General features: G+C 72.4%; 25 protein-coding genes. 16 read left to right on the forward strand and 9 right to left on the reverse strand.

Translation table 11 applies throughout. From position 1 onward, the window contains the following. The first annotated feature begins 188 nt into the window (after positions 1 to 188). From VF746_02155 to VF746_02210, 12 genes are all read left to right on the forward strand, one after another. Positions 189 to 1,064 (forward strand): hypothetical protein, encoded by an 876-nt coding sequence (locus tag VF746_02155; protein HEX8691217.1) that lies wholly within the window; start codon positions 189 to 191, stop codon positions 1,062 to 1,064. A gap of 6 nt (positions 1,065 to 1,070) precedes the next feature. Beyond that, positions 1,071 to 1,790, forward strand: coding sequence for a hypothetical protein (locus tag VF746_02160; protein ID HEX8691218.1), 720 nt, complete (start codon positions 1,071 to 1,073; stop codon positions 1,788 to 1,790). A gap of 180 nt (positions 1,791 to 1,970) precedes the next feature. Next, complete coding sequence (gltX, locus tag VF746_02165) at positions 1,971 to 3,416, forward strand: glutamate--tRNA ligase (protein HEX8691219.1); 1,446 nt, start codon at positions 1,971 to 1,973, stop codon at positions 3,414 to 3,416. A 261-nt stretch (positions 3,417 to 3,677) separates the two neighbouring features. Further along, positions 3,678 to 4,316, forward strand: coding sequence for a transcriptional repressor LexA (gene lexA, locus VF746_02170; GenBank protein HEX8691220.1), 639 nt, complete (start codon positions 3,678 to 3,680; stop codon positions 4,314 to 4,316). 217 nt (positions 4,317 to 4,533) lie between these two features. Beyond that, positions 4,534 to 5,085, forward strand: a complete 552-nt coding sequence (gene tadA / locus VF746_02175) for a tRNA adenosine(34) deaminase TadA (GenBank protein HEX8691221.1) — start codon at positions 4,534 to 4,536, stop codon at positions 5,083 to 5,085. A 212-nt stretch (positions 5,086 to 5,297) separates the two neighbouring features. Continuing rightward, positions 5,298 to 5,846: a bifunctional pyr operon transcriptional regulator/uracil phosphoribosyltransferase PyrR gene (gene pyrR / locus VF746_02180; protein HEX8691222.1), complete on the forward strand. Its 549-nt coding sequence runs from the start codon at positions 5,298 to 5,300 to the stop codon at positions 5,844 to 5,846. After that, a complete protein-coding gene (locus VF746_02185) occupies positions 5,846 to 6,826 on the forward strand; it encodes an aspartate carbamoyltransferase catalytic subunit (GenBank protein HEX8691223.1) in 981 nt (326 codons plus the stop codon). Before pyrR ends, VF746_02185 begins: the two co-directional genes overlap by 1 nt. Next, a complete protein-coding gene (locus VF746_02190) occupies positions 6,823 to 8,136 on the forward strand; it encodes a dihydroorotase (GenBank protein HEX8691224.1) in 1,314 nt (437 codons plus the stop codon). Before VF746_02185 ends, VF746_02190 begins: the two co-directional genes overlap by 4 nt. Next, positions 8,133 to 9,233 carry an HD domain-containing protein gene (locus tag VF746_02195; protein HEX8691225.1) on the forward strand — a complete coding sequence of 367 codons (1,101 nt, stop codon included), beginning with the start codon at positions 8,133 to 8,135 and terminating at the stop codon, positions 9,231 to 9,233. Before VF746_02190 ends, VF746_02195 begins: the two co-directional genes overlap by 4 nt. 34 nt (positions 9,234 to 9,267) lie before the next feature. After that, entirely contained in the window at positions 9,268 to 10,527 is a 1,260-nt protein-coding gene (locus VF746_02200; GenBank protein HEX8691226.1) for a zinc ribbon domain-containing protein, read from the forward strand. A gap of 390 nt (positions 10,528 to 10,917) precedes the next feature. Next, the gene (locus tag VF746_02205) at positions 10,918 to 11,415 is read left to right on the forward strand and encodes a cupin domain-containing protein (GenBank protein ID HEX8691227.1); all 498 of its coding nucleotides are present in this window, start codon (positions 10,918 to 10,920) and stop codon (positions 11,413 to 11,415) included. Between the two features lie 163 nt (positions 11,416 to 11,578). Continuing rightward, a complete protein-coding gene (locus VF746_02210) occupies positions 11,579 to 13,258 on the forward strand; it encodes an FAD-dependent monooxygenase (GenBank protein ID HEX8691228.1) in 1,680 nt (559 codons plus the stop codon). 12 nt (positions 13,259 to 13,270) lie between these two features. On the opposite strand, the gene VF746_02215 is transcribed toward VF746_02210, so the two are convergent. From VF746_02215 to VF746_02225, 3 genes are all read right to left on the reverse strand, one after another. After that, positions 13,271 to 13,429 (reverse strand): hypothetical protein, encoded by a 159-nt coding sequence (locus VF746_02215; protein ID HEX8691229.1) that lies wholly within the window; start codon positions 13,427 to 13,429, stop codon positions 13,271 to 13,273. A 47-nt stretch (positions 13,430 to 13,476) separates the two neighbouring features. Then, positions 13,477 to 14,418, reverse strand: a complete 942-nt coding sequence (locus VF746_02220) for an SDR family oxidoreductase (GenBank protein HEX8691230.1) — start codon at positions 14,416 to 14,418, stop codon at positions 13,477 to 13,479. A gap of 128 nt (positions 14,419 to 14,546) precedes the next feature. Then, positions 14,547 to 15,626 (reverse strand): SDR family oxidoreductase, encoded by a 1,080-nt coding sequence (locus VF746_02225; protein HEX8691231.1) that lies wholly within the window; start codon positions 15,624 to 15,626, stop codon positions 14,547 to 14,549. 277 nt (positions 15,627 to 15,903) lie between these two features. On the opposite strand from VF746_02225, the gene VF746_02230 reads away from it, so the two are divergent. Beyond that, positions 15,904 to 16,509, forward strand: a complete 606-nt coding sequence (locus VF746_02230; GenBank protein ID HEX8691232.1) for a TetR/AcrR family transcriptional regulator — start codon at positions 15,904 to 15,906, stop codon at positions 16,507 to 16,509. A gap of 580 nt (positions 16,510 to 17,089) precedes the next feature. Here VF746_02230 and VF746_02235 read toward each other — a convergent pair. Together VF746_02235 and VF746_02240 are read right to left on the reverse strand one after the other, a co-directional pair. Then, positions 17,090 to 17,560 carry a type II toxin-antitoxin system VapC family toxin gene (locus VF746_02235; GenBank protein ID HEX8691233.1) on the reverse strand — a complete coding sequence of 157 codons (471 nt, stop codon included), beginning with the start codon at positions 17,558 to 17,560 and terminating at the stop codon, positions 17,090 to 17,092. A gap of 88 nt (positions 17,561 to 17,648) precedes the next feature. Beyond that, positions 17,649 to 18,299 (reverse strand): class I SAM-dependent methyltransferase, encoded by a 651-nt coding sequence (locus VF746_02240; protein ID HEX8691234.1) that lies wholly within the window; start codon positions 18,297 to 18,299, stop codon positions 17,649 to 17,651. Positions 18,300 to 18,392: 93 nt separating this feature from the next. On the opposite strand from VF746_02240, the gene VF746_02245 reads away from it, so the two are divergent. Beyond that, positions 18,393 to 18,614 carry a hypothetical protein gene (locus VF746_02245; protein HEX8691235.1) on the forward strand — a complete coding sequence of 74 codons (222 nt, stop codon included), beginning with the start codon at positions 18,393 to 18,395 and terminating at the stop codon, positions 18,612 to 18,614. 42 nt (positions 18,615 to 18,656) lie between these two features. Here the strand turns inward: VF746_02245 and VF746_02250 are convergent, their stop codons facing one another. Genes VF746_02250 through mug form a run of 4 tightly spaced genes read right to left on the reverse strand, consistent with a single transcriptional unit; the run spans position 18,657 to position 22,334 of the window. Then, positions 18,657 to 20,819, reverse strand: coding sequence for a heavy metal translocating P-type ATPase (locus tag VF746_02250; protein HEX8691236.1), 2,163 nt, complete (start codon positions 20,817 to 20,819; stop codon positions 18,657 to 18,659). Beyond that, positions 20,819 to 21,271, reverse strand: coding sequence for an RES family NAD+ phosphorylase (locus tag VF746_02255; protein HEX8691237.1), 453 nt, complete (start codon positions 21,269 to 21,271; stop codon positions 20,819 to 20,821). Before VF746_02255 ends, VF746_02250 begins: the two co-directional genes overlap by 1 nt. After that, complete coding sequence (locus VF746_02260; GenBank protein ID HEX8691238.1) at positions 21,268 to 21,693, reverse strand: antitoxin Xre/MbcA/ParS toxin-binding domain-containing protein; 426 nt, start codon at positions 21,691 to 21,693, stop codon at positions 21,268 to 21,270. Before VF746_02260 ends, VF746_02255 begins: the two co-directional genes overlap by 4 nt. Positions 21,694 to 21,749: 56 nt before the next feature. Then, on the reverse strand, positions 21,750 to 22,334 hold the full coding sequence (gene mug, locus VF746_02265) for a G/U mismatch-specific DNA glycosylase (GenBank protein HEX8691239.1): 585 nt from the start codon (positions 22,332 to 22,334) through the stop codon (positions 21,750 to 21,752). 264 nt (positions 22,335 to 22,598) lie between these two features. Between mug and VF746_02270 the strand changes: the two genes are divergently transcribed. Both VF746_02270 and VF746_02275 read left to right on the forward strand, forming a co-directional pair. Continuing rightward, entirely contained in the window at positions 22,599 to 22,931 is a 333-nt protein-coding gene (locus VF746_02270; protein ID HEX8691240.1) for a PadR family transcriptional regulator, read from the forward strand. A gap of 20 nt (positions 22,932 to 22,951) precedes the next feature. Then, positions 22,952 to 24,838 (forward strand): ABC transporter permease (locus VF746_02275; GenBank protein ID HEX8691241.1); only part of this gene is annotated, 1,887 nt, incomplete at its 3' end.

Here is a 24,838-nt window from a genome sequence, read left to right on the forward strand (position 1 = left end):
TCTCCGAGTAAAATGTCGATTGACATGTATAAGTAGGGGTAATCTGCGTGTGGGATCTGGCTCGCGGTGAAGCCTGATTGCTTGGGGGCGACAGAACGGTCCATCGCAACGTGTGAGGCATCATGCCCGGGAGAGCGACGTCACGGACTTCGCGGCCCTGGCGGCCGGAGCTTCTGTGGAGCGCGGTCGTGGTGGGAACCATCGGCGTCGCCGCGTGCGACCGCGGGCCGCAGAGTCCGGAGCCGCTCTATCCCGGCGACGTGCGCGCGTACGTCGTCCCGCAGCTCGCCGCGGAGCTCGATGCGGACGGCCGCTTCAACCTGCCGGCGCCCCCCGCCGAGGCGTACCCCCAGATCACGGCCGAGCAGGCGAAAGAAATCGCCGTGGCCTGGGTGCACACCTTCGCGAAGTACTTCCACGAGTACCTGGAAGAGCGTCATGGCCGCCGGATCGACCTCAACTCGTTGAAGATCGGCTCTCCTGTCTACTATGCCGCCACCCCCTACACGGCCGTGCCCCCGGACGTGCACCCCGGGCTCCGCAACGTGTTCGGTCCGCGCTACATCCTCTACATGGTCTCGCCGGACGGGATCCCGGTGATGGAGATCTCGGTGGCGGCCTACACCGGTGCCTGGGTGGAGGGCAAAGAGCTGCGTTTTCCCTCGCGGTACGGGGACGACGTTCTTCCGACCCCCATTCCGGTCGGCCGCGGCTTCACGATGCCCGTGTCTCCGGAACGTGCGGTCCAGATTGCCGCCAACGCCTCGGGTGCGCGGGCGGCCCTCGTTCCCGATCTCCTGCTTCCGGGTCGCCACTACGATGCGGTGTTCTCCCGCTGGAAGGTGACCCTGGACCGCCCGGTCACCGTCCGTACGGCCGCAAGGGGTGCCGGACGCGTCGTCCGTGAGCTGTACGTCGGGCTCTACGGCCAGGTGTTCACCCCCGCCGAGGTCCAGCCGCAGGAAGAAGTGTTCTATGAGCCTTTCCTCGGCCGGGAGGTCCGGCTCGGGGTGCGCGGCGGACGGCCCGTCGCCTTCGAGCCGGCCACCGTTTCGGCGCAGTGAGGAATCATGCGCAATCGTACCACAGCCATCCTCGTTGCGGGTTGTGCGATCGTCTTCCTCCCCGCCTGTCATGACGACGGTTTGGGACTGCACGGCTGCCCGACGGAATACGACCAGGGCTGGCGATTCCTCCAGTTCGAGCTGCAGCATACCGATCCCTCGACATGTCCGGTCTATCTTTCGTCCCCCGGCGTCACTCGTACCGCCGGAGGTGTGATCGTCGATCCGTCGCCGCGCGACGCGGACGTCGGCACGCTGCAGATCAACGATTCCCGTGGCATTGGCGTGCAAACAGCTGTAGGCGACTTTCAGGACGCCGGAAACGGCACCTGGGAAGCACGCCTCACGCTCAGCTACTCCGCGGGACGGGTAGACCTGAAGCCGGACAAGGCGACCTTCCTGGCCTGGCTGAGGTCGAACGTGCTGGCCGCGGCCGACATGACGATCACGTACACGGACCAGGTACGAGTGACCATCGGTGGGCCGGGGACGGTGCTGAGCGGCAGCACCGCCACCTGGACGGCGGACGTGACCGCGGGGGAGCCGCCTTTTACCTACCGCTGGTACAGGGACTGGGAGCTGGTGGGCACCGAGGCGGCCTACAGCGAGGAGGTCGGCGGCGAGGGGAGGGTCGAGCTGCGCCTCGACGTCTACGACTCCCGGGGAGAGGCAACTTCCCTGTCGAAGAGCGTGTACGTCACGGGATGCCAGCAGGTCATCTGCTGAGGATTCGCAGCCGCCGTAGCAGAGCCCAGGCGGGGCCGGGAAGATCCGGTCCCGCTTCTCTATCTGTTCAGGACGCGCGGCACGGGGGTGACAGAGGACGCTTCGGGGGATAGCTTTTCAGGTTCTACAAGCTCTCAACCGCGCCGGCAGGCGCTTCGCCGACAAGAGGATCACTCCAGGATGGCCGACCAGGTCCGCGTCCGCTTCGCACCGAGCCCCACGGGCTACCTGCACGTGGGGGGCGCCCGCACGGCGCTCTTCAACTGGCTCTTCGCCCGCAGGGAGGGGGGCGTCTTCGTGCTGCGCATCGAGGACACCGACCGCGAGCGGAGCACCGAGGAGTCGACGCGGACGATCCTGGAGGGGATGACCTGGCTCGGCCTGAGCTGGGACGAGGGGCCCTTCTTCCAGACCGCCGGCTTCGAGCGCCACAGGGCCGACGCCGAGCGGCTGCTGGCCGAGGGGAAGGCGTACCGCTGCTTCTGCACTCCCGAGGAGCTGGAGGCCAAGCGCCAGGCCGCCGGCGTGGAGTACCGCTACGACCGCGCCTGCCGCGCGGTCCCGCGCGAGGAGAGCGACGCCCGCGCCGCCGCCGGCGAGCCGTTCACCGTGCGCTTCCGCGTCCCCGAGGGCGCCACGGAGTGGAACGACGAGGTGTACGGGCCGATCCGCTTCGACAACGAGAGCATCGACGACCTGGTGATCCTGCGCTCCGACGGCACCCCGATCTACAACCTGGCGGTGGTGTCGGACGACATCGACATGCGCATCACCCACGTGGTGCGCGGCGAGGACCACGTGGCCAACACGCCCAAGCAGATCCTCCTCTACCAGGCCTTGGGCGCGCAGGTGCCCACCTTCGCGCACCTGCCGATGATCCTGGGCGACGACGGGAAGAAGCTCTCCAAGCGCAGGAACGCCGTGGCCGTGGGCGACTACGCCGGCCAGGGGGTCCTCCCCGAGGCGCTGGTCAACTTCCTGGCGCTCCTGGGGTGGAACCCCGGCGGCGACCGCGAGCTGATGAGCGTGGACGAGATGGTGGAGCTCTTCTCGCTGGAGCGCATCAACAAGAAGGGCGCGGTCTTCGACCTGGAGAAGCTCTTCTGGATGAACGGGCAGTACATCATGAACAGGCCCGCCGCGGAGCTGGTGCCTCTGGTGGGCGAGCAGCTGGTGCGGCTGGGACTGATGGAGCCGGGCGAGGTGGAGGAGCGGCGCGCCTGGCTGGAGGCCGTGATCGAGATGTTCAAGCCCCGCGCGCGCACCACCGTCGAGATCGCCGAGAAGGCGAGGATCTTCTTCGACGTGGAGCTGGAGTACGAGCCCGACGCGGTGGCGAAGCACTGGAAAGACGCGGGGGAGACCGGCGCGCGGCTCCTGGCGGTGCGCGAGGCGCTGGCCGGGGTGGAGCCGTGGGAGCCGGCGGCGATCGAGGGCGCGCTACGGGCGGCGGCCGAGCGCGTCGGCGCGGGGTTCGGCAAGGTGGCGCAGCCGCTCCGGATCGCCCTCACCGGGAGCGCCGCGAGCCCCGGGATCGACGCGGTGGTGGCGGCGCTGGGGCGCGAGCGGACGCTCAGGCGGATCGACGCGGCGCGGGAGCGGCTGGGCGCGGCGCAGGGTGTTTAGGAAATCGTTGACAATCCTTGGGCACGCGCCTAAGTTGCGATACGACGCCGGATAGCGCGGAAACACACCGGTCTTCTGCTACACGGATGTGTACCACCGGCGCCCCCTGGGTGGTGGATGGGGTTGGTGAGGAGGAAGAGGGGGTGCGCACCACTGCGTATCTCTTCTCTTCCATTCCTGCGCATTTCACGCGGACGGCGCTCGCCGCTTCGCATCTTCTGCCGGTAAAATTCCTCGTCCAGCGGGTCAAAGGAGGCAGCCATGCCCGAGCCGTTGACCAAGATCGAGCGCAGGATTCTCAACTACCTCGTCGACTACCTCCGCGAGAACACGTACCAGCCGAGCATCCGCGAGATCGGCAAGCGCTTCGGCATCAAGTCCACCAAGACGGTCTCGGAGCACCTCCAGTCGCTGGCCGACAAGGGCCACATCGAGCGCGACGCCTCGCGCTCGCGGGGGGTGAAGATCATCGGGATGAACCTGTACCCGCAGGTGCTCTCGGTGCCGCTCTACGGGACGATCTCGGCCGGCACGCCGGCGCTGGTGCGCGAGAACGTGGCCGAGAGCTACGAGATCGACCGCAAGCTGGTGCCCTCGGCCGACGCCTTCTTCCTGCGGGTGAGCGGCGACAGCATGGAGGGCGTGGGCATCCAGGACGGCGACCTGGTGGCCGTGGAGCCCGTGGACCAGGACGAGGTGAAGGCCGGCGACATCGTGGCCGCGCGCATCGACGGCGAGGGGACGGTGAAGCGCTACTTCGAGAAGGACGACCAGGTGATCCTGGAGCCGGCCAACCCGAACTACCCGCCGATCCTGGTGAAGGAGCACGAGGACTTCTCGCTGCTGGGCCGCGTCACCGGCCTCTTCCGCCACGTCGACCGCGAGCCGGTCGAGTCGTAGGACCGGCCGACCCGGCTGCGGCCCGCAGGACTTTCCGCGCAGGACCCTCTCCCGGCCACGGGGGAGGGTCTTCGCGTTTTCGCGGGTGGCGTGGGAGCGTGGCGGGCTGCTATCGTGGGCGCGCCTTGCCGAGCGCGCTCCCCCGCGATTGGTTCGTAGGGGCGAGCCTGCGAGTCCGAGGACAGGTGGTTTCGGCGCAAGTGGCTGCCGCGAACGCATGAACCGGCATCCCCCGGGCGAGGCAGGCCTCGCCCCTACGGTGATCATGATGACCGAAGAGGCGCAGGACGAGCACTGGATGCGGCTGGCGCTGGAGGAGGCGCGCGCGGCCGAGGCGCTGGGCGAGGTGCCGGTGGGGGCGGTGATCGTCCGCGGCGGCGAGCTGGTGTCGCGCGGGCACAACCTGACGCACACGCTGCAGGACCCCAGCGCCCACGCCGAGATGGTGGCCATCCGCCGCGCCGCGCAGGCGATCGGGCACTGGCGGCTGCTGGACTGCGCGCTCTACGTCACGCTGGAGCCGTGCGCCATGTGCTCGGGCGCCATCGTGCTCGCGCGCGTCCCGCGGCTGGTGTACGCGGCCGCCGACCCCAAGGCGGGGATGTCGGGGTCGCTGGAGAACCTGGTGCAGTACCCGAAGCTCAACCACCGCGTCGAGCTGACGGCGGGCGTCCTCGCCGAGGAGGCGGGCGAGATGCTGCGCGCCTTCTTCCGCGCCCGCCGCCGCAGCCAGGTCAACCCGCAGGACACGGCCGACCCGCCGTCGTAAGCCGCGCGAAGCGCCGGAAGTCCCTCCCCTGGAGCTCGGGGGGAGGGACAGGCGCGCCAGGCGCCGGGGCGGGGGCCTCGCCGCCGCGCCGGAGCCGTCGAAGCAGCTCCGCACTCTCCCCGGCGTGCACCGCGTTCGCTTCGTTGACACCCCACCGCCCCCAGGATACCTTTCCCCAACCCCTTGGGCATCCGCGCACCCACCCCCCCTACATGAACGACAACCGCCGCTCCATCATGGACCCGCCCGCGGTGGAGCGGGCGCTCTCGCGCATGGCGGAAGAGATCCTCCGCCTGGCGGGCGGCACCGAGAGCCTGGTCCTGGTGGGGATCCACCGCCGCGGCGTGGAGCTGGCCGAGCGCATCTCCGACGCGGTCGAGGCGCTGGACGGCCGCCCCGTTCCCACCGGCTCGCTCGACATCACCCTCTACCGCGACGACCTGATGGTGGTGGGCCCCCGCCCGGTCATCGGCCCCACGCGGCTCCCCGGGAGCGGGATCGACGAGCGGGTGGTGGTGATCGTGGACGACGTGCTCTACACGGGGCGCACCGTGCGCGCGGCGCTCGACGAGCTGGCCGACTTCGGCCGGCCGCGGCGGACGCTGCTGGCCGTCCTGGTCGACCGCGGGGGGCGCGAGCTGCCGATCTGCGCGGACGTGGTGGGCGAGCGGGTGGAGGTGCCGGATGGAGGGCGGGTGGAGGTGCTGGTGCCGGAGATCGACGGCCGGCTGGGGGTGGAGCTGGTGCACGGGGAGGCGTGATGGCGCAGGCCGAGGTCGCCGCCCCCTCCTTCGGCAAGGACCTGGTGGGGCTGGAGGAGCTCACCCGCGAGCAGATCCAGGCCATCCTCGACACCGCCGAGCACTTCAAGGAGATCTCCGTCCGCCCGGTGCGCAAGGTGCCGGCGCTGCGCGGGCGCACCATCGTCAACGCCTTCTTCGAGAACTCCACCCGCACCCGCGTCTCCTTCGAGTTCGCCGAGAAGCGCATGGGGGCCGACACGGTGAGCATCTCCACCACCGGCTCCAGCGTGCAGAAGGGCGAGACGCTGGTGGACACGGCGCGCAACCTGGAGGCGATGGGGATCGACATGGTCGTCATCCGCCACTCCTCCTCGGGCTCGGCGCGCTTCCTGGCGGAGCGCATCCCCTCCAGCGTGATCAACGCGGGCGACGGCAAGCACGAGCACCCCACGCAGGGCCTGCTGGACCTCCTCACCATCCGCGACCACAGGGGGAAGATCGAGGGCCTCAGGGTCTGCATCTGCGGCGACGTGCTGCACTCGCGGGTGGCCCGCTCCAACCTGCACGGGCTCAAGCGCCTGGGCGCCGAGGTGGCCGTCTGCGGCCCGCTCACGCTGATGCCGCCCAGCGTGCACGAGCTGGGGGTGACCGTCTTCCGGCGCATCGAGGAGGCGATCGAGTGGGCGGACGTGCTGAACGTCCTGCGCCTGCAGCTGGAGCGGATGAAGGCGGGCTTCGTCCCCTCCCTGCGCGAGTACAACCGCGTCTTCGGGGTGAGCCGCGAGCGGATCGAGCGGGCGCCGCGCGAGCTGCTGGTGCTGCACCCGGGGCCGATGAACCGCGGGGTGGAGATCGACAGCGACGTGGCCGACGGGCCGCACTCGGTGATCCTGCAGCAGGTGACCAACGGCGTGGCGGTGCGCATGGCCGTGCTCTACCTCCTCTCCGGCGGCCAGCCCGAGCAGGCCGCGGACGTCAAGCGGGGAGGCGAGGCGTGAGGCCGGTGCTGGTGCGCGGCGGCCGGGTGGTGGACCCGTCGCAGGGGCTGGACGCGGTGCTCGACCTGGCCCTCGTCGACGGCAGGGTGGCCGAGCTGGGCGAGTCGCTCGCGGCGCCGGACGGCGCGGAGGTGATCGACGCGTCCGGGATCGTGGTCGCCCCGGGGCTGATCGACGTGCACGTGCATCTCCGCGAGCCGGGGCAGGAGCACAAGGAGACGATCGCCAGCGGGGCGCTGGCCGCGGCGGCCGGGGGCTTCGCCGCGGTGGTGGCGATGCCGAACACCGACCCCGTGATCGACTCGCCCGCCGCCGTGGGCTTCGTCCGCGCGCAGGGCGAGCTGGTGCGCGAGAAGGCGCGCGGGGCGCGGGTCTACCCCAGCGGGTGCATCACCCTGGGCCAGCGGGGCGAGCAGCTCACCGAGTTCGGCGAGCTGGTGGAGGCGGGGGCCGTCTGCGTGACCGACGACGGGAAGCCGGTCACCCACGCCGGCATCATGCGCATGGCGCTGGAGTACGCGCAGAGCTTCGACCTCCCCGTGGCCGTGCACGCGGAGGAGCCGACGCTCTCGCGCGGGGGGTCGATGAACGAGGGGATCATCGCCAGCCGCCTGGGGCTCACCGGGATCCCCAACGCGAGCGAGGACGTGATGATCGCCCGCGACCTGCTGCTGGCGGAGCTGACCGGCGGGCGGCTGCACGTGCAGCACGTGGCCACGCGGGGCGGCGTGGAGCTGATCCGCGCGGCGAAGGCGAAGGGGGTGCGCGTCAGCGCCGAGGCCACGCCGCACCACTTCACGCTCACCGACGCCGCGGTCGGCTGGTACGACACCAGCGCCAAGATGAACCCGCCGCTGCGCTCGGAGGCCGACCGCGACGCGGTGCGCCAGGGGGTGGCCGACGGCACGCTGGACGTGATCGCCACCGACCACGCGCCGCACCACTACGACGAGAAGGAGCAGGCGTTCGAGGACGCGCCCTTCGGCATCGTGGGGCTGGAGACGGCGCTGGGGCTGGCCTTCACCGAGCTGGTGGCGACGGGGCTCCTGGACCTCTCCGCCCTGGTCGACCGGATGAGCTGCGCCCCCGCGCGGGCGCTCCGGCTCGACCGCTTCGGGCTGGGCACGCTCCGCGTGGGCGCCAAGGCCGACGTGACCCTGATGGACCCCCTCTCCGAGTGGACCGTGGACGTGAAGAAGTTCCTCTCCAGGAGCCGCAACACCCCCTTCGACGGGCGCAGGCTGCGCTGCCGCGCCGTGCGGACGATCGTCGCCGGGCGCACCGTGTGGTCGGCGGAGGCGGGCCGGTGAGCGGGCTCGCGCTCTCCCGTCCTCCCGCGCCGATGCGGGACCCGCGCTCGTTCTGCGGCGCGCCGGGCTGGCCCCTGGTGCGCGACCTGGCCGACGGGCGCGACGTGGTGGCCTGCTACCTGGTGCACGAGAAGCACCGCAAGGAGACCAAGGCCGCCAAGCCCTACCTGCACCTGGTCCTCGGCGACCGCACGGGGACGGTGGAGGCCAAGGTGTGGGACTTCGCCGAGCGCTACGACGCCCTCTTCGGCGCCGAGGACGTGGTGGGCGTCCGCGGGCGGACGAGCCTGTACAACGGCAGGGTGGAGATCAGCGTCACCGCGCTCGAGCCGCTCGAGATCGGCGACGACGACCTGGAGCTCTTCCTCCCCGCCAGTCCGCGCGACCGGGGGGTGATGGGGAAGGAGCTGGACCTGCTGGTGGACACCGTGGCCGATCCCGCGCTCCGGACGCTGCTCCTGCGCTGCGTGGGGCGCAAGAGCACGCTGGGGCGGCAGTTCCGGCTGCACCCGGCGGCCAAGCGCAACCACCACGCGTACCTGGGCGGGCTGCTGGAGCACTCGCTCTCCGTCGCCAAGGCGGCCGACCGGCTGTGCGCGCACTACCAGGCGCAGGGGGCGCGGCTCGACCGCGACCTGCTGCTCGCCGGCGCGCTCCTGCACGACATCGGCAAGGTGCGCGAGCTCTCCGCGCGGCGCACCTTCGGCTACACCGACGAGGGGCACCTGCTGGGGCACATCGTGCTGGGGATCCAGGTCGTGGCGCGCGAGGCCGAGGGGGTCCCCGGGCTCGCCCCCGAGCGGCTGCTGCACCTGCAGCACCTGGTCGCCAGCCACCAGGGGCGCCACGAGTGGGCGAGCCCCAAGGTGCCGCAGACGCTGGAGGCGCTCATCCTCCACTACGCCGACGACTTGGACAGCAAGCTGAACCCGGCCATCGCCCTCCTGTCCGGCGTGGAGGAGGGCGGGTGGAGCGGGTACGACCGCCACCTGGACCGCGCGCTCTTCCAGCCGCCCGCCTTCCCCAAGAACGCGGCGGTGGAGCCCGTCCCCGCGGCGGAGGTGGTGGAGGTGGTGCTCGACATGTTCCGCGGCTGAGCCAGGCCGCTCCTCAACCCGAAGGACGCCAGGAATGACTCCCAGGAACGACGCCGGCCCGCAGGCCGGCTCCGACGTCGAAGAGCTGATCCGCCAGCGCGAGCAGCTGCGCACCTGGATCGCCAAGCTGGACGAGGTGGGCACCGGCGCCCCCAGCCGCGTGGCCGAGCGCGTCCGCGCCGACTACCAGGAGCGCCTGACGCGGGTGACCGGGGAGCTGGGCGCGCACCGCGAGGAGATCGAGCGCGACCTGGAAGCCGTGCGCGGCGCGCTCTCCGCGGCCGAGGAGCGCCGCGCGCAGGCCGCCGAGGCGCTGGAGGAACAGCGGCTCCGCCACCTGATCGGCGAGCTGGACGAGGCCGCCTGGGAGCAGGCGCGCCCCCGGCTGGAGTCCGACGTCGGCGCCGCCGACGACGAGCTGGCCCGCGCGCGCGGCGAGGTGGAGCGCCTCTCCGGCCTGGCCGCCGAGATCGCCGGCCCCGAGCCCGCGGCGGCGGAGCTCGAGGCCGAGCCGGAGATCGGGGACGGGTACGGGGCCGCGGCCGCGGTGGAGCCGGGGCTCGTGGGCGGCTTCGCTCCCGAGCCGGAGGCCGGGTTCGGGGGCGCCGCCGAGGACGAGTACGAGCCGGTGATCGAGTTCGCGGGCGACGTGGAGGGCGGGGTGGGGGAGACCGCCAGGGCCGAGGGTGGAGCGCCCGCGGCGGAAGCGGGGACGGGGGCGGAGGTCCCGTCGGGCGAGGACCTGGCGGCGTGGATCAGCGAGGTGGAGGCCGAGGTCGGCTTCGTGGAGACGGGCCCCGCGCCCGCGGCGGGCGCGCCGGCCGAGGACGGGTGGGACCCGCTGGCCAACGAGTTCGGCGGCGCGCCGGCCTCGCCGCAGACGCAGCCGGGCGACGCGGCCGACGAGCTGCCGTGGCTGGACGCCGCCGGGAGCGGGGGCGGGGCGGGGTGGGCTGCGGCCCCCGCGGAGGGCGGCGACGAGCTGGCGTTCCTGAAGGACCTGGAGGAGGACGTCGCCCCCGCCGACGCGGCCGCCGGCGGCGAGCTGGAGGCCGACGATCTGGCGTTCCTGGAGGAGCTGGACCGCGCCATCTCCGGCGGCGCCCAGCGGCCGGCCGCCCCTGCGCCCGCCGAGCCCGCCGCCGAGTTCACCGGCGGCTCGGGCGACGGCTTCAGCCCCGCGGGCGCCGCGCCCACGAAGGGCAAGAGCGGCGAGGCGCTGCTCTGCAAGGAGTGCGGCGCCATCAACGAGCCCCAGGCCTGGTACTGCGAGATCTGCGGGAGCGAGCTGTAGAGAGCCGCGGGGGACGGAGTACAGGGGACAGCCGGCCCCTCTTCCGCGGACGCGGGGGAGGGGCCGGCTCGTCGTTCCCCAGGTACTCCGATGCGGAACGCTCCGCCGCGGCCCGCGCGCCGCATCTCCCGGCGCGCGAAGGCCGCTGCATCCTCCCCGGGCCGCTCCTCCGCGACGCGAAGCTTGCCGTGCGGCGGTCGTGGGGCCAACGTGTGCAGGCTCGCCGAAGACGGCCGCCGGGGACCTTTCCGGCGGCCGGCCCGCTTCGGGGTGCACGGGCCGTCTCCGCGCGCCTTCCGGCCCACCCCACCCGGCCTCCTGCGCGCCGCCCCTCGTCCGGGGACCATCCCGCTCCCCGAATGATCCCTTTCACCCGAAGGAGGATCGCCCATGAAAGCCCTGGTCTTCACCGCCGCCCTCGTGCTCGCCGCCGGAACCGCCGCGGCGCAGGTCGCCCCCGCCGCCAACACCGGCGCGCCCGAGGCGCACGCGATCGTGGCCACTCCGGCGAGCATCCAGTGGGCCCCCGCGCCGCCGAGCCTCCCGCCCGGGGCCAGGATGGCGCTGCTGGAGGGCGATCCCTCGCAGCCGGGGCCGTTCACCCTCCGCATCTGGCTCCCCGACGGCTACCGCATCGCGCCGCACGTGCACCCCGGGAACGAGCGCGTCACCGTCATCTCCGGCACCTTCCAGGTGGGGATGGGCACCACGTTCGACGAGTCGAAGCTGGCCGACCTCCCGGCGGGCACCTACGCGTCGATGGCGCCGGGCACTGCGCACTTCGCCCGCGCCAGGGGCGAGACTGTGGTGCAGCTCAACAACGTCGGCCCCTGGGCGCTCACCTACGTGAACCCGGCCGACGATCCGCGGAACGCGCCACGCAACTGAGTCCGTCGGCCGAGCGGACGCGGCAAGAAGGGCCGGGCGAAGCGCGCCCGGCCCTTTCGCACGCTCGGAAATCTCGCCTCCCCGCTGGCCGGGAGGCGGGCCGCCGCCGTAGGTTGGGCGCGACTCCCGCGTTCCCGCGTTCCGCCTCCGGCCCACGCGCAGGATGGTGACGGCGCAACCCTCTGGTTCCAGCTCCGGGCGCGGTCCCGGCCTCGACGTGCTGGTCGTCGGCGCGGGGCCGACGGGGCTGGCGCTCGCGGCCCAGCTCCGGCGGTTCGGCGCGCGCTTCCGCATCGTCGACCGCGTGACCGACCGCACGAACGAGTCGCGCGCGCTCGCGGTGCAGGCGCGCACGCTGGAACTGCTGCAGAGCCTCGGCCTGGGCGACACGCTCGCCGCGCGCGGGACGCCGGGGTCGCGCGCCCGCATCCACTTCGACGGGCGCTTGGCGGCGGAGATCCGGCTGGGCGGCTTCGCGGCGAAGAACACGCGCTACCCCTTCGTCCTCTTCATCTCCCAGGCCGAGACGGAGGCCGTGCTCATCGACCACCTCACGGCGGAAGGGATCGTCATCGAGCGCGGCGTGGAGCTGGTCGAGCTCGAGGACGGGGGAGACGAGGTGCGCTGCGTGCTGCGCCACGGCGACGGGCGCGAGGAGCGGATCGCGGCGGCGTACCTGGCCGGCTGCGATGGCGCGCACAGCACGGTGCGCAAGAAGACGGGCATTCCGTACGAGGGCGACCGCTATCCGCAGGAGTTCGCGCTCGGCGACGTGGAGGCGGACGGGCCGCTCGAGCCGGGGGTAATCCACGCCTTCTCGCGCGACGGGGGGATCGCGATGCTCTTCCCGCTCGGCCATCCGCGCGGCTGGCGGGTGATCGGGATGCGGCCGCCGGGCGCCGCCGCGGACGCGGACGCGCCGGATCCCCCCGACCTCACGCTCGACGAGCTGCAGGCGATCGTCGACCGGGCGACCGGGGGCGGGGTGCGGCTGCGCGACCCGGCGTGGATGACGGAGTTCCGGCTCCACCACCGGCAGGCGGCGCGCTACCGGGCGGGGCGCGTCTTCCTGGCCGGCGACGCGGCGCACATCCACAGCCCGGTCGGCGGGCAGGGGATGAACACCGGCGTGCAGGACGCGTGGAACCTGGGGTGGAAGCTGGCGCTGGTGGCGCGCGGCGCGGCGGACGCGCGCCTGGTCGACTCGTACCAGGCGGAGCGCTGGCCGGTGGGGCGCTTCCTCCTGCGCAACACCGACCGGGCCTTCGGCTTCGTGGCGCGGTTAAACACGTCGGGGGGACTCGCCGCCTGGTTCCGGCGGACGGTGGTGGCGCGGGTGATCCGGTGGGCTGGGTCGTCGGCGCGGCTGCGGGCGTACGCCTTCCGCTTCGTGTCGCAGCTCGCGATTCGCTACCGGCGCAGCCCCGCCGTCGCCGAGGGGGGGCCTCGCCTGCGCGCCGGCCCGCGCGCCGGCGACCGGCTCCCCGACGCTCCCGTGACGCGTGACGGCCGCGCCACCTTCCTCCAGGCGGAGCTCGCCGGCCCGCGGCTCCACCTCCTCCTCTGCGGCCCCGTCGCTGCCTGGGATTCGCAGCGCTTGGCCGACCTCACCGCGCGCCACGGTAACCTGCTGGCCGTGCGACATCTGACGAGGAGTCCCACGGCAGGCGCGCTGGTGGACGCCGGCGGCGATGTGCTCGCGATGCTCGGGGTGAAGGACACCGCGCAGTACCTCGTCCGCCCCGACGGCTACATCGCCTATCGCTGCGCGGGGACCGATTTCACGGGCGTGGTGGAATACCTGGCGGAGTGGTTCCCGCCCGCGTCGGACAGAAGTGCTTAGGTGCGGCGCGCTTTAGACGGGCGGCTTGGGCCGGCATGGGCCTGCATCCTCGCGAGGAGGGGCCAGTGGGGAAGGGAGGATGGTGATGCGCGCCGGTACTTGTTCGCCGCGCAGGTAAGCACCTGCTTCCTTGATGCTTTCGACAAGCTCTTCGAACAGGTCTTCCTTCATGGTTCTCTTGACCGAGGTGGTCCACAAGGACGCCAGTTGAGATAAAATCATGCTGGAGGACGATGTACGCCAGAGATCGTCCAGCGCAGGCCGGTCTTCGGCGGGCCGTGGGGGGAGCCGCCGAAGTGCTCCTCGAAGTGCCTGCCCAGGTCCGGGCGCGAGCCGTCGACGTCGGTGAAGCCGTACTCGCGCGCCAGGCCCCACGAGCTGTACAGGCCGCCCGACTTCTCCAGCACCCGCGGGTCCGCGGCCAGCGCGGCCACCGCCCGGCCGACGAAGAAGGGCGTCTCGGAGGCCAGGAAGGCGGGGTCCTTCTTCGCCCCCTCGCGCCAGTTCTCCTCCGTCACGCCGAAGAGGTCGAGCGCGTACTCGGTGCGCATGTAGCCGGGGGTGAGTGCCACGGCCGCCACCCCGCGCGGGCGCAGCTCCTCCGCCATCGCCCAGGCCAGGCGGGACACGGTGACCTTCACCAGGTCGTAGAAGAGGGTGCCGCGGTAGTCGAGCGTGTCGCCGTCGCCGATCTCCACGATCAGCCCGCGGCCGGCCTCGACCATCAGCGGCGCGGCGTGGCGGCTGGCGATCACGTGCGTCTGGATCCCCTGCCGCAGCGCCTGGAACCCCAGGTCCAGCGAGAGCTGCCAGAACGGCTTCCACTCGTGGACGACGCCCTCGGAGATGTCGTTGACCAGCACGTCCAGCCGCCCCTGCTCGCGCCGCACGCGGTCGAACAGCGCCGCCACCTCCTCCTCCACCAGGTGGTCGACGCGGACGGGGATGCCTTCGCCGCCGCGCGCGGCGACCATCTCCGCCGTCTCCTCGATCGTCTCCGGGCGGCCGGCGTAGACGCCCGCGGCCGGCGGGCTCCCGCGCACGCTGCGCCCGGTGCAGTAGACGGTGGCGCCCGCCTCGCCCAGCATGCAGGCGATCCCCCGGCCGGCCCCGCGCGTGGCGCCGGCGACGACGGCGACCTGTCCCTCCAGTGGCCGCATCCTCTCCTCCCCGGGTCGGTCAAACCCAAGTGCTTAGTGTTTTAGTGCTTAGTCCTTAGTGCAAAGGTCGAGGATCGCTCCGAGGCCACTCAGCACTAAGGACTAAGGACTAACACACTGCCGTGCCGCTACCGGAGCTGCTCGAAGCGCTGGTAGAAGTCCGCCGCCAGGCGCTTCGGGTCGCCGTAGACCAGCTCCAGCATCGAGAGCTCCTGCCGGAGCCAGCGCGGCGGGTCGCCGTTGGCCGAGAGCCGGGCGCGCAGCGTGTGACTCGCCGGATCTTCCTCGACGACGGCCGCGGGGTCGAGCCCGTGCTTCTCGAACTCCTTCCGCACGCGGGCCGCGATCTTTCCCCACCGCTCCTCGAGGGTGGGCGCCATGAAGCGCTCCCAGTGCGGCCGCGCGCCGTCCACGTCGGTGAAGCCGTACTCCTCGGCCAGCTCCCACGACTTGAGCGTCGTCCCCGTCTTCAGCATCACCCGCCGGTCGGCGGCGAGCGCGGCCACGGCGCGGCCCACGTAGAAGGGCGTCTCGCTGCTGGCGAAGTAGGGGTCCTTCGCCACCGCGTCGCGCCAGTTCTCCTCGGTGACGCCCCAGTGCTCCAGCACCGCCTCCGAGCGCAGGTACCCGGGGGTGACGGCGACGACCGCCACGTCGTGCGGGCGCAGCTCGGGCGCCAGCAGCTCGGCCATGCGCATCACCGACTGCTTCTCGAGGCCGTGGAAGAAGCTCATCGCGCCGAGGTCGGTGATCCCGGCCACGAGCCCGCCGCCCCCGCCGTCCAGCATGAGCGGGAGGGCGGCGTGGGTGGTGATGAGGTGCGAGTGCACCCCGCGCTCGATCAGCTGCAGGCCCCTGTCGAGCGACTGCTTCCAGAACGGCTTGCTCCAGTCCGCCAGGTCGTCGCCGTTGACGTTGTTGACCAGCACGTCCAGGCGCCCCTGCTCCCGCGCGACGCGGTCGAACAGCGCGCGCACCTGCTCGCGGTCGGTGTGGTCCGTCCGCGCGGCGATGCCGGTGCCGCCGTGGCTCGTCACCATCTCCGCCGTGTCGTCGATCGTCTCCGGCCGCCCCGACGTCGCCCCCCGCACGCTGCGCCCGGTGCAGTAGACCGTCGCCCCCGCCTCGCCCAGCATGCACGCGATCCCGCGCCCCGCCCCCCGCGTCGCCCCCGCGACCACGGCGACCCTGCCCTCCAGCGCTCCCATCGGCCACCTCCTGCTCGCGTTTTGTCCGAACCCTCACCGGCCTTCTCAAGGGCCGTCATTCTGAGGCCCGACCACACCGAACCAGCGTCCGCTCGAGTGGTCGCAGGGCCGAAGAATCTACCCACCCTGCCACGTGGGTTGGGCGCGGTAGCGGCGCAGATCCCACCTCCCTCCAACGCCCATTCTCATCTCCCTGGCATCCGCGTTTCGCCGCGTGTATACTAAACGGAGATTTAGGATGCGAAACTAAATCTTCATTCACCTTACGTCAAGGGTCATGGCTCCACGGGCGAGGAAGGCGACGGACGAGGACGTCTTCTGCGCGGTGATCCAGGCCATCTCGCGCCTGGGCCCGCAGCGGATGACGCTGGGCGACGTCGCGCGGGAGGTGGGGGTGACGGCGGGGGCGCTGGTGCAGCGCTTCGGGTCGAAGCGCGACCTGCTCCTGGCGGCGATCCGCCATTACAACGTGACGCCGGGGGAGCACTTCACGGGGTTCCGCACAGCGCACCGGTCGCCGCTGGACGCGCTCTTCGGGTACGGCGCCCACGCCGCGCGCGCGTTCGGCACGCCCGAGGAGCTGGCCAACCAGCTCGCCATGCTGCAGCTCGACGTGACCGACCCCGACTTCCGCGCCGAGGCCGTGCGCTTCTTCCAGGCGGAGCGCGAGCTGTTCCGGGGGTGGCTGCGCGAGGCGGTGGAGGCGGGGGAACTGGCGCCGGAGGCCGACCCGGAGCGCCTGGCCGCGGCGATCCAGTCGATGTTCAACGGAGGCCGCTTCCTCTGGGTGCTGCTGGAGGACCGCACCCCGGAGGACGCCGCGCGCCAGGAGCTGGAGACGCTGCTCGCGCCGTACCGGCGGGCGCCCTCCCGGCCGCGGTGAGCCTCGCGCGGAGCGCGCGCTACCGCCGCAGGCGCACGGCCAGCCAGTCGGCCAGCGGCCCGAGCACTTCCGCCGGCACCAGGAAGGAGGGGAGGGCGCCGTAGCGCCGGGGGTTCCCCGTCCGGGTCCCGCAGGAAGACGTGGTTGAAGCCCTCGAACACCCGCACGGTGACGTCCGGGTTGCCGGCGGCGCGGAAGGCCGCGGCGAGCTTCTCGGCGTCGCCCGGCGGCACGTTGCGGTCCGTGGTGCCCTGGAGGATCAGGACCGGCACGCGCCTGACCCGCCGTGCCGTCCGGAGCGGGTCGTAGGCGAGGAAGAAGCGCTCTCACGGCCGCGCCGCCGCCAGCGCGGGCCAGCTCCCGCAGCTGCCGCGGTGACGCTCACTCCCCGTCTGCAGAACTGGCCGAGTCGAGCTTCTCTGGAGGTTCCGTAGCGCGGACGAGCCGATCCTTATGCTGCTGCTGCCGCTCGATATAGTAGTTGACCAGCGCGTAGGGATCGTGTCCGAACCGGGCTGAGATCCGGTGCCGGGCCGAGCGTACTTCCGCGATCACCTCTTCACTTTCGTCACGCACTGGCTCAGGCGCCGGGTTCATCATTGCCTCCCAACAACTCCAGAGGAGTGACGATCGCTGGAACGTACAGCCCCAGCAGCGTGTTGACGCGACGAATATGCCCGAACTTGTTCGCGTTTGCCAAATGCAGGCAGTTCCAGGTTACCAGGAACTCGCATTTGTGGTAAGAGGCGAGCGCCAGATGCAACGCGTCGCCTCGAGGATCGGCAGGCATCAGGCGGTGCTGAAAGTATGCGTCGACGATCTCAGCAATCGCCGGAGTGATTTCCAGCAGCGGAAGTGCGCTCATCATGGCAAGACAATCCGCTTTGCTGGGATAGTCACCTTCGGTCAGCTCATCGAGCACCGCGTCGGACGTGACCAGGGTGTACCGGTCTCCTGCCTCCATCCACCAGCGCCGCGTCCACTCCCGCTGCACACGTACGACGTCCCCGGTACGAGTTGTGTGATAGAAGCTCGGGATCGTGGTCTCCACGTACACAGACGGCTTATCCATGCGGCGAACCTGAACACGGCTTAGTGGGGCACGGATAGCAGCCAAGCCAGACGGCCGCAGATGGCGATCAGGAGCGTATCGTACGCACGTAGACGGCTACCTGCCAGAGCAGCGTGGCGCGGTGGGACCGCTGCTCGAAGCCGTGGCCGTGCAGCAGCGCATCGACCGTGCGGCTCGGGTGGAGGTACACGCGGAAGGGGCAGCGGCGGACGCGGAAGGAGAGGTTGGCGGCCGCCAGCGCCGCGCGGTCCCACCACGTCTCGCGCGGATAGGCCAGCCCCACCAGCTCGCGCGCGTGCCGGGCCGCGGTGGACAGCAGCCGCTCCACCTCCGGATAGCAGCAGATCACGCGGTCCAGGGTGACGATCTCCGCCGTGGGGAGCTGCTCGTCCATCGCCGCCGCGTCCCCCTGGAGAAACGTGGTCCGCTGCTGATGGCCCTGCCGCTCGGCCTCTTCCCGGGCCGCGCCCAGGTAGGCGGGGGAGAGGTCCACCTGCGTGGCATGCTCCAGGCCCGCCTTCAGCAGCTCGTGGCCGATCGCGCCCACGCCGCCGCCGATGTCCAGCAGCGTCTTGCCGGCGACGCCCTCGGCCAGGATCGCCTCCAGCAGCAGGCGCGTGGTCGGCAGCGGGCCGCGGCGGCGGTAGCGGCGCAGGTTCCGCGCGGCGAGGCGCGGGTTGAACTCCCGCTCGTACGCTTCCAGGCAGCAGCACGTCATTCGGTGCTCCGCTCGAGGAATTTCCTGGTCTGCCGTGAGCCGGCCATGGTATGTTACCCTGATCCGTGCTTCGCTTCCAGCAGAGGAGGAGTCATGACCGACGGCAACGCAAGGCTGACCGGGTGGGGACCGATCATCGCGGTCCTCCTGGCGTTCGCGCTGGGGCTGGGTCTTCTGATGGGTCTGCTCGGCGCGGTGCTGGGGCTCCCGTCCGCGCCAGCCGGGGCGGGCGTGGGCGCGAGCGTCGGGCTCCTCGCGGCCACGCTGATCTCGCGGCGGAGGGCTGCGCTCCGGAAGCAGGCCGATACCGAGTAGCGGTGCTCTACCCGCGAGGGCAACGGGCGCGGAGCACGGGACTCACAGCCGCGCCCGCCGCAGGAGCTGTGCGTTGATCGCCACGATCACCGTGCTGAGCGACATCAGCACGGCGCCGACGGCGGGGGAGAGGACCAGGCCCCAGCGCGACGCCACGCCCGCCGCCAGCGGGATCGCGACGATGTTGTAGCCGGCCGCCCACCACAGGTTCTGCACCATCTTGCGGTAGGTGGCCTTCGACAGCTCCACGATGCGCGGCACGTCGCGCGGGTCGCTCCGCACCAGCACCACGTCGCCCGCCTCCACCGCCACGTCGGTCCCCGCGCCGATCGCCACGCCCACGTCGGCGGTGAGCAGGGCGGGGGCGTCGTTCACCCCGTCGCCCACCATCGCCACGCGCTTCCCGCGCGCCTGGATCTCGCGGATTTTGTCGGCCTTGTCGCCCGGGAGCACCTCGGCGAAGACGGTGTCGATCCCCAGCTCGCGCGCTACCGAGTCCGCCACGGCTCGCGAGTCGCCGGTGAGCATCACCACCTCGATCCCGTTCTCGTGCAGCCGCCGCACCGCCTCGGCAGACTCGGGGCGCACCGCATCGGCGGTGGCGAAGGCGGCCAGGACGCGGCCCCCCTCCACCAGGAAGACCGCCGAGCGTCCAGCCTCGGCGGCGCGAGCCGCCGCCTGCGCGAGCAGGGGAGGCGGCTCGATCCCCTCCCGCCGCAGCAGGTTCGGCCCGCCCACCAGCAGCTCGCGCCCGTCCACCCGCGCCCGCGCGCCGTGGCCGGGGATCGCCTCGAAGCCGTCCGACGCGGGGACGGCGAGGCCGCGCTCCTCCGCGCTCTTCACGATGGCGCGCGCCACCGGGTGCTCGGAGTCGCGCTCCACGGCCGCCGCCAGCCGCAGCGCATCGCCTTCGGGCAGGCCGTCCGCGGCGACGGCGACCACGCGGTGCTCGCCCAGGGTGAGGGTGCCCGTCTTGTCGAAGACGACGGCCTGGAGGCTCCGCGCCTCCTCCAGCCCGCGGCGGTTGCGCACCAGCAGCCCGCCGCGCGCGCCCAGCGTGGTCGAGATCGCCACCACGAGGGGGACGGCCAGCCCCAGCGCGTGCGGGCAGGCGATCACCAGCACGGTGACCATGCGCTCCACGGCGAAGGCGGGGTTGGCGCGCAGCAGCAGCCAGGCGGCGAGCGTCACCGCTCCGGCCGCGATGGCCACGATGGTGAGGAAGAGCGCCGCGCGGTCCGCCAGCGCCTGGGCGCGCGAGCGCGAGGTCTGCGCCTGCTCCACCAGGCGCATGATCCCCGCGAGCGTGGTGCGCTCGCCCGTCCCCGTCACCTCCACGCGCAGCGAGCCCTCGCCGTTCACCGTCCCGGCGATCACCCGCTCGCCCGGCGATTTACGCACCGGCCGCGACTCGCCGGTGATCATCGCCTCGTTCACCGAGCTCTCGCCCGAGGCCACCGTCCCGTCGGCGGGGACGCCCGCGCCGGGGCGCACCAGCACCACGTCGCCTTCCTTCAACTCCGAGATGGGCACCTCCTCGGTGCGGCCGCCCGCCACGCGGACGGCGGTGTCGGGGAGCAGCTTCGCCAGCTCGTGGAGCGCGCCCTGGGCCTGGGAGATGGAGCGCATCTCGATCCAGTGGCCCAGCACCATGATGGTGACCAGCGTCGCCAGCTCTTCCCACAGCGGCATCCCGGGGAATCCCAGCGTCACCGCCGCGCTGAACACGAAGGCGACGGTGATGGCCAGCGAGATCAGCGTCATCATCCCCGGCAGCCGGTCCTTCAGCTCGTGGACGGCGCCCCGGAGGAAGACGACCCCGCCGTAGAGGAAGACGGCCGTGCCGAAGACGGGCGGGATCCACTCCGAGCCGGGGAAGCGCGGCGGCATCCACCCGGTGAGCCGCATCAGCATGTGCCCCCACACCACGGTGGGGATGGTCAGCAGGAGGGTGATCCAGAACCTGTCCCGGAACATCTCCACGCTGTGCCCGGCGTGCTTGTCGTGCCCGCCGTGCCCCGCGTGCGCGCCGTGGCCGCCGTGCGCGTCGTGCGCGGTCTCGAGACGATGGCCGGCGTGTCCGGCGTGCTCCATCCGCGGCCCCGGCAGGTGCCCGCCCTCGTGCGGGACCTCGGGGTGCTCCGGGTAGCCGGGCTCGACGGGCGGCTCGGGCTTGCCGTGGTGGTGATGATGATGATTATCCATCAGCGGCCAGGACGGAGTCTGGGGTCGAACTGGAACGGCTGCCGGTCGACGATCCGTACTGTCACGGCGAGGGGATGCATCGGGTCGATCAGCACGTTCGTGCTTTCGGGCAGAACCGCGCAAGGGACGGCGAGAGCGAGGCTGCGCACCTGGTCGAGCCACTGGTCGCCGATCGCGCGCGTATAGCCGATGTCGGTCTTCCAGCCGTCCTTGAGCAGAGCGGGATCGAGGCGCTCGATGTCGTGCTCCTCGATGGACAGCTTGTAGGCGACGTAGTCGCGCGGAAGCGGGCCGGTGATGTGCACCAGGCACTCGGCCAGGCAGACTGCGAGAGACTCGGAGGCGTAAACGAGCGGGCGGCCCGGGGAATTCCACCGGCCGCCCGCGATCCTCGCCCCCTCGCCCGTGAGCGGCGGATAGCGCCCGCTGGCCAGGCGCCAGACGTACGTCACTCGTACACGCCGTGCTCGATGCGGACAAGCACGGTCTCGACCAGCTGCGCCCCGCTTCCGGTACGGAGGAGACGAAGCGGGACTTCGTGGTCCAGGGCGGGGTTGCGGGTCAGCAGCCAGTCACGCGCTACATCGGGGTCACCGAAAACCCGCTGGGCGAGAACGAAGATCGCGGCCATCCGCGCGACGCGGTCGGACTGCTCCGGTGTGAGCGTCTGGACGTTGCGCAGGCTCGTGAGGGTCCGCCGCGGGATCACCTCCGACAGGTCCGCGTCGGACAGCCCGCTGAAGTGCTTGAGCTGGCGGATCGCCCCACGGGGAAGCCCCCGCTCGATCCGCTGCACGAACGACGGCCCGGTGCGGATCTCGTCTCCCAGCACGGCGGTGCCGCCGAGGGCGTTCGCGGTCTCGTACCATTCCATGGCCTTCCTCCTCTGCGGCAAGTCTGCCATCAATTTGTGGCAGAGATGCCAGAAAGTCAAACGGTGCGTTGCGTTCGACCGCTCGTCGTCGCTTCCACCGCCTCGCGCAGCTCGCGGAAGAGGCGGGCGAAGTCGTCGGGACGGTAGTTGGCGTTGAGGCCGCTGGGGTTGGGGAGGATCCACACCCGCGCGCCGCCGACCGTCTCGTCCTGCGGCCCGGGCGCGGCGCCCGCGCGGCCGAACGCCGTGCGGTACGCGCCCATCCCCAGCACCGCCAGCCAGCGCGGGGCGAAGCGCCGCGCCTTCTCCTCCAGCAGCCGCCCGCCCTCGGCCAGCTCCTCGCGCGAGAGCTCGGCCGCGGCGGCGGTGGCGCGCGCCGCCACGTTGGTGATGCCGCACCCGTAGCGGAGCAGCTCCCGCTCCTCCCAGGGCGAGAGGACGCGGGGCGTGAAGCCGCCCGCGTGCAGCGCCTTCCAGAAGCGGTTCCCCGGCCGCGCGAAGTGGTGCCCCACGGCGGCGGTGTAGAGCCCCGGGTTGATCCCGCAGAAGAGCACGTCCAGCCCCGGCGCGATCACGTCCGGCACCGTCCGCCCCTCGGCGGCGGCGATCTCTTCGCGCGTGGGCCGGCGCGGGCGCTCCATCCCCGTCCCCACGCCTACGCGCGCCGCCGCGACGACCAGGGGACGGCCGTGGGGACGAGCAGGGCGATGGAGCGGGTCGGCGGCACTGCATCCTCCACGGGAGCGGCGGAGCGGCGGTTTCCGGAGCAACGTAACACGGCGCGGGGGAAAGCGCCCGTCTCCAGGCGCTCCCGCGCGTCGGAAGCGAAGACCCTTGCGCGGCGCGCCGGACGCGCGCACCTTGCTCCATGTAACATTTCCGGGGAACGATTCGGGGGAGAAGAGATGGCCCGCGAGGATCTGCAGCTGCTGCAAGGGACGCTCGACGTGCTGGTGCTGAAGACCCTCTCCTGGGGCCCACGCCACGGGTACGAGATCGCCCAGTGGATCAAGCGCACCACCGACGCCGAGCTCCAGGTGGAGGACCGCGCCCTCTACGTCTCGCTGCACCGCATGGAGGAGCGGGGGTGGCTCGCGTGCGAGTGGGGGCTGACGGAGAACAACCGCAAGGCCAGGTACTACCGGCTGACCGACGAGGGGAGGAGGCAGCTCGCCGTGAAGGCGGACACGTGGTCGCGCTACGCGGCCGCCGTCTTCAAGGTGCTTCGGACCGCCTGAACGACACGGGAGGCACACCGATGGCGCGCAGTTCCGGGATCCGCAGGCTGTTCCGGCTCCCCGCGTCCGAGGCGCGGGTGCCGGGCGAGGTGGAGGACGAGATCGCGTTCCACCTGGAGGAGCGCGCGCGCGAGCTGGCGGCGGGGGGGATGGACCCCGCGGCGGCGCGCGCGCAGGCGCTGAGGGAGTTCGGCGACGTGGCCGCGGCCCGGGCCGAGCTGGAGGAGATCGGCCGCAGGCGGGTGCGCCAGGAGAGCCGCGCGAGCTGGTGGAGCGACCTGCGGCAGGACCTGCGCTACGGGGTGCGGTCCGCGCTGCGCGCGCCGCTCTTCTCGCTGCTCGCCGTGCTCACGCTCGCCCTGGGGATCGGCGCCAACGCCGCCGTGTTCGGCGTGGTGAAGTCGGTGCTGCTGGACGCGCTCCCCTACCGCGACGCGGGCCGACTGGCGCGCGTGTACGGGCGCCTCCTGGACGGCTCGCAGGAGCGCGGGGCCCTGAGCGCCGGGACCATCGACGACCTCGCCCGGCGGCAGCGGTCGTTCGCGAGCCTGGCCGCGTTCATGTCGGCGCCGCAGGACGGCGTCTACGGCGACGAGGACGGGCCGCGCGTGGCCCGCATCGCGTGGGTGGAGCCGGGGCTCTTCCGCACGCTCGGCGTGTCTCCCCCGCTGGGGCGCGCCCTGGTCGCCGAGGACGCCGCGTCCGACACGGCGCGCGTGGTGGTGCTGGCCCACGCCGCCTGGCAGCGCCTGCTGGGGGGCGATCCCGGGGTGCTGGGCCGCGAGGTGCGCGTCAACGGGATCCCCCGCACGGTGGTGGGCGTGCTCCCGGCCGGCTTCGTGGGGCCCATGGGCGAGGCGGACTTCTTCTTCCCGATGGACCTGGGCCCCTCCCTGCGCAACCCGGTGAGCGCGCGGCGCCAGCACTGGCTGGGCCTGGTGGGCCGGCTGAAGCCGGGCGTCGCCCACCGGGCGGCGGCGCGCGAGGTGGCGGCCATCGGCGCCCAGCTGGCGCGCGAGCACCCCGACGACAACGGGAGCATCGGCGTCGTGGCCATGCCGCTGCGCGACGCCATGATGGGCGACGCGCGCACCCCGCTGCTGATGCTGATGGGGAGCGCGGCCCTGGTGCTCCTCATCGCCTGCGCCAACCTGGCCGGCGCGCTCCTTTCACGTAACCTTGCCCGCCGCAAGGAGTTCGCGGTGCGCGTGGCGCTGGGCGCCGGGCGCGGGCGGCTGGTGCGGCAGCTCCTCGCCGAGAGCGTCTGCCTGGCGGCGGCCGGCGGGGCGGCCGGGCTCGCGCTGGCGGTGCTGGGGCTGGCCGTGCTGCGCGACCTGGCGCCGCCGGCGCTCCCCGACTACGCGGAGCTGTCGCTGGACCGCGGGGCGGTGCTCGTCACGGCGCTCCTCGCGCTCTGCACCGGGATCGCCTTCGGCGTGGCGCCGGCGCTCTCGGTGGGGCGCACGGACCCGCAGGACACGCTGCGCGAGGAGACGCGCGGGGCCAGCGAGGGCCGCCGCTCGAGCCGCCTGCGCGGCCTCCTGGTGGCGGCGCAGATCGCGCTCTGCGTCAGCCTGCTCACCGGCGCGGGGCTGCTGGCGCGGAGCCTCTGGGCCATGACCCGCACGCCGCTCGGCTTCGACGCAGACGGCGTGCTGACGGTCTCCGTCCAGCTCCCCGGGGGCGGCTATCCGACGCAGGAGGCGCTGGTCCGCTTCCACGACCGGTTCGCCGAGCGCCTGCGCGGCCTCCCGGGGGTGAGCGCAGTCGCGAGCGCCACCATGCCCCCCACGGCGGTCAAGAGCAGCATGGGGTTCACCATCGCGGGGGCGCCGCCGCCGCCCGCCGACCAGCAGCCGTTCGTCCTGTACGCCGGCGTCTCGGACGACTACTTCCGCGCGCTCCGC

The sequence above is a fragment of the Longimicrobium sp. genome, from assembly GCA_036389795.1.
Classification (GTDB): Bacteria; Gemmatimonadota; Gemmatimonadetes; order Longimicrobiales; family Longimicrobiaceae; genus Longimicrobium.

Excerpts from the sequence above, each read along its gene's own strand:
- VF746_02160 (HEX8691218.1), top strand. The coding sequence starts at position 1,071 with ATGCGCAATCGTACCACAGCCATCCTCGTTGCGGGTTGTGCGATCGTC.
- gltX (HEX8691219.1), top strand. The coding sequence starts at position 1,971 with ATGGCCGACCAGGTCCGCGTCCGCTTCGCACCGAGCCCCACGGGCTAC.
- lexA (HEX8691220.1), top strand. The coding sequence starts at position 3,678 with ATGCCCGAGCCGTTGACCAAGATCGAGCGCAGGATTCTCAACTACCTC.
- tadA (HEX8691221.1), top strand. The coding sequence starts at position 4,534 with ATGAACCGGCATCCCCCGGGCGAGGCAGGCCTCGCCCCTACGGTGATC.
- pyrR (HEX8691222.1), top strand. The coding sequence starts at position 5,298 with ATGAACGACAACCGCCGCTCCATCATGGACCCGCCCGCGGTGGAGCGG.
- VF746_02185 (HEX8691223.1), top strand. The coding sequence starts at position 5,846 with ATGGCGCAGGCCGAGGTCGCCGCCCCCTCCTTCGGCAAGGACCTGGTG.
- VF746_02200 (HEX8691226.1), top strand. The coding sequence starts at position 9,268 with ATGACTCCCAGGAACGACGCCGGCCCGCAGGCCGGCTCCGACGTCGAA.
- VF746_02205 (HEX8691227.1), top strand. The coding sequence starts at position 10,918 with ATGAAAGCCCTGGTCTTCACCGCCGCCCTCGTGCTCGCCGCCGGAACC.
- VF746_02210 (HEX8691228.1), top strand. The coding sequence starts at position 11,579 with ATGGTGACGGCGCAACCCTCTGGTTCCAGCTCCGGGCGCGGTCCCGGC.
- VF746_02215 (HEX8691229.1), bottom strand. The coding sequence starts at position 13,429 with ATGAAGGAAGACCTGTTCGAAGAGCTTGTCGAAAGCATCAAGGAAGCA.
- VF746_02220 (HEX8691230.1), bottom strand. The coding sequence starts at position 14,418 with ATGCGGCCACTGGAGGGACAGGTCGCCGTCGTCGCCGGCGCCACGCGC.
- VF746_02225 (HEX8691231.1), bottom strand. The coding sequence starts at position 15,626 with ATGGGAGCGCTGGAGGGCAGGGTCGCCGTGGTCGCGGGGGCGACGCGG.
- VF746_02230 (HEX8691232.1), top strand. The coding sequence starts at position 15,904 with ATGGCTCCACGGGCGAGGAAGGCGACGGACGAGGACGTCTTCTGCGCG.
- VF746_02240 (HEX8691234.1), bottom strand. The coding sequence starts at position 18,299 with ATGACGTGCTGCTGCCTGGAAGCGTACGAGCGGGAGTTCAACCCGCGC.
- VF746_02245 (HEX8691235.1), top strand. The coding sequence starts at position 18,393 with ATGACCGACGGCAACGCAAGGCTGACCGGGTGGGGACCGATCATCGCG.
- VF746_02250 (HEX8691236.1), bottom strand. The coding sequence starts at position 20,819 with ATGGATAATCATCATCATCACCACCACGGCAAGCCCGAGCCGCCCGTC.
- VF746_02260 (HEX8691238.1), bottom strand. The coding sequence starts at position 21,693 with ATGGAATGGTACGAGACCGCGAACGCCCTCGGCGGCACCGCCGTGCTG.
- mug (HEX8691239.1), bottom strand. The coding sequence starts at position 22,334 with ATGGAGCGCCCGCGCCGGCCCACGCGCGAAGAGATCGCCGCCGCCGAG.
- VF746_02270 (HEX8691240.1), top strand. The coding sequence starts at position 22,599 with ATGGCCCGCGAGGATCTGCAGCTGCTGCAAGGGACGCTCGACGTGCTG.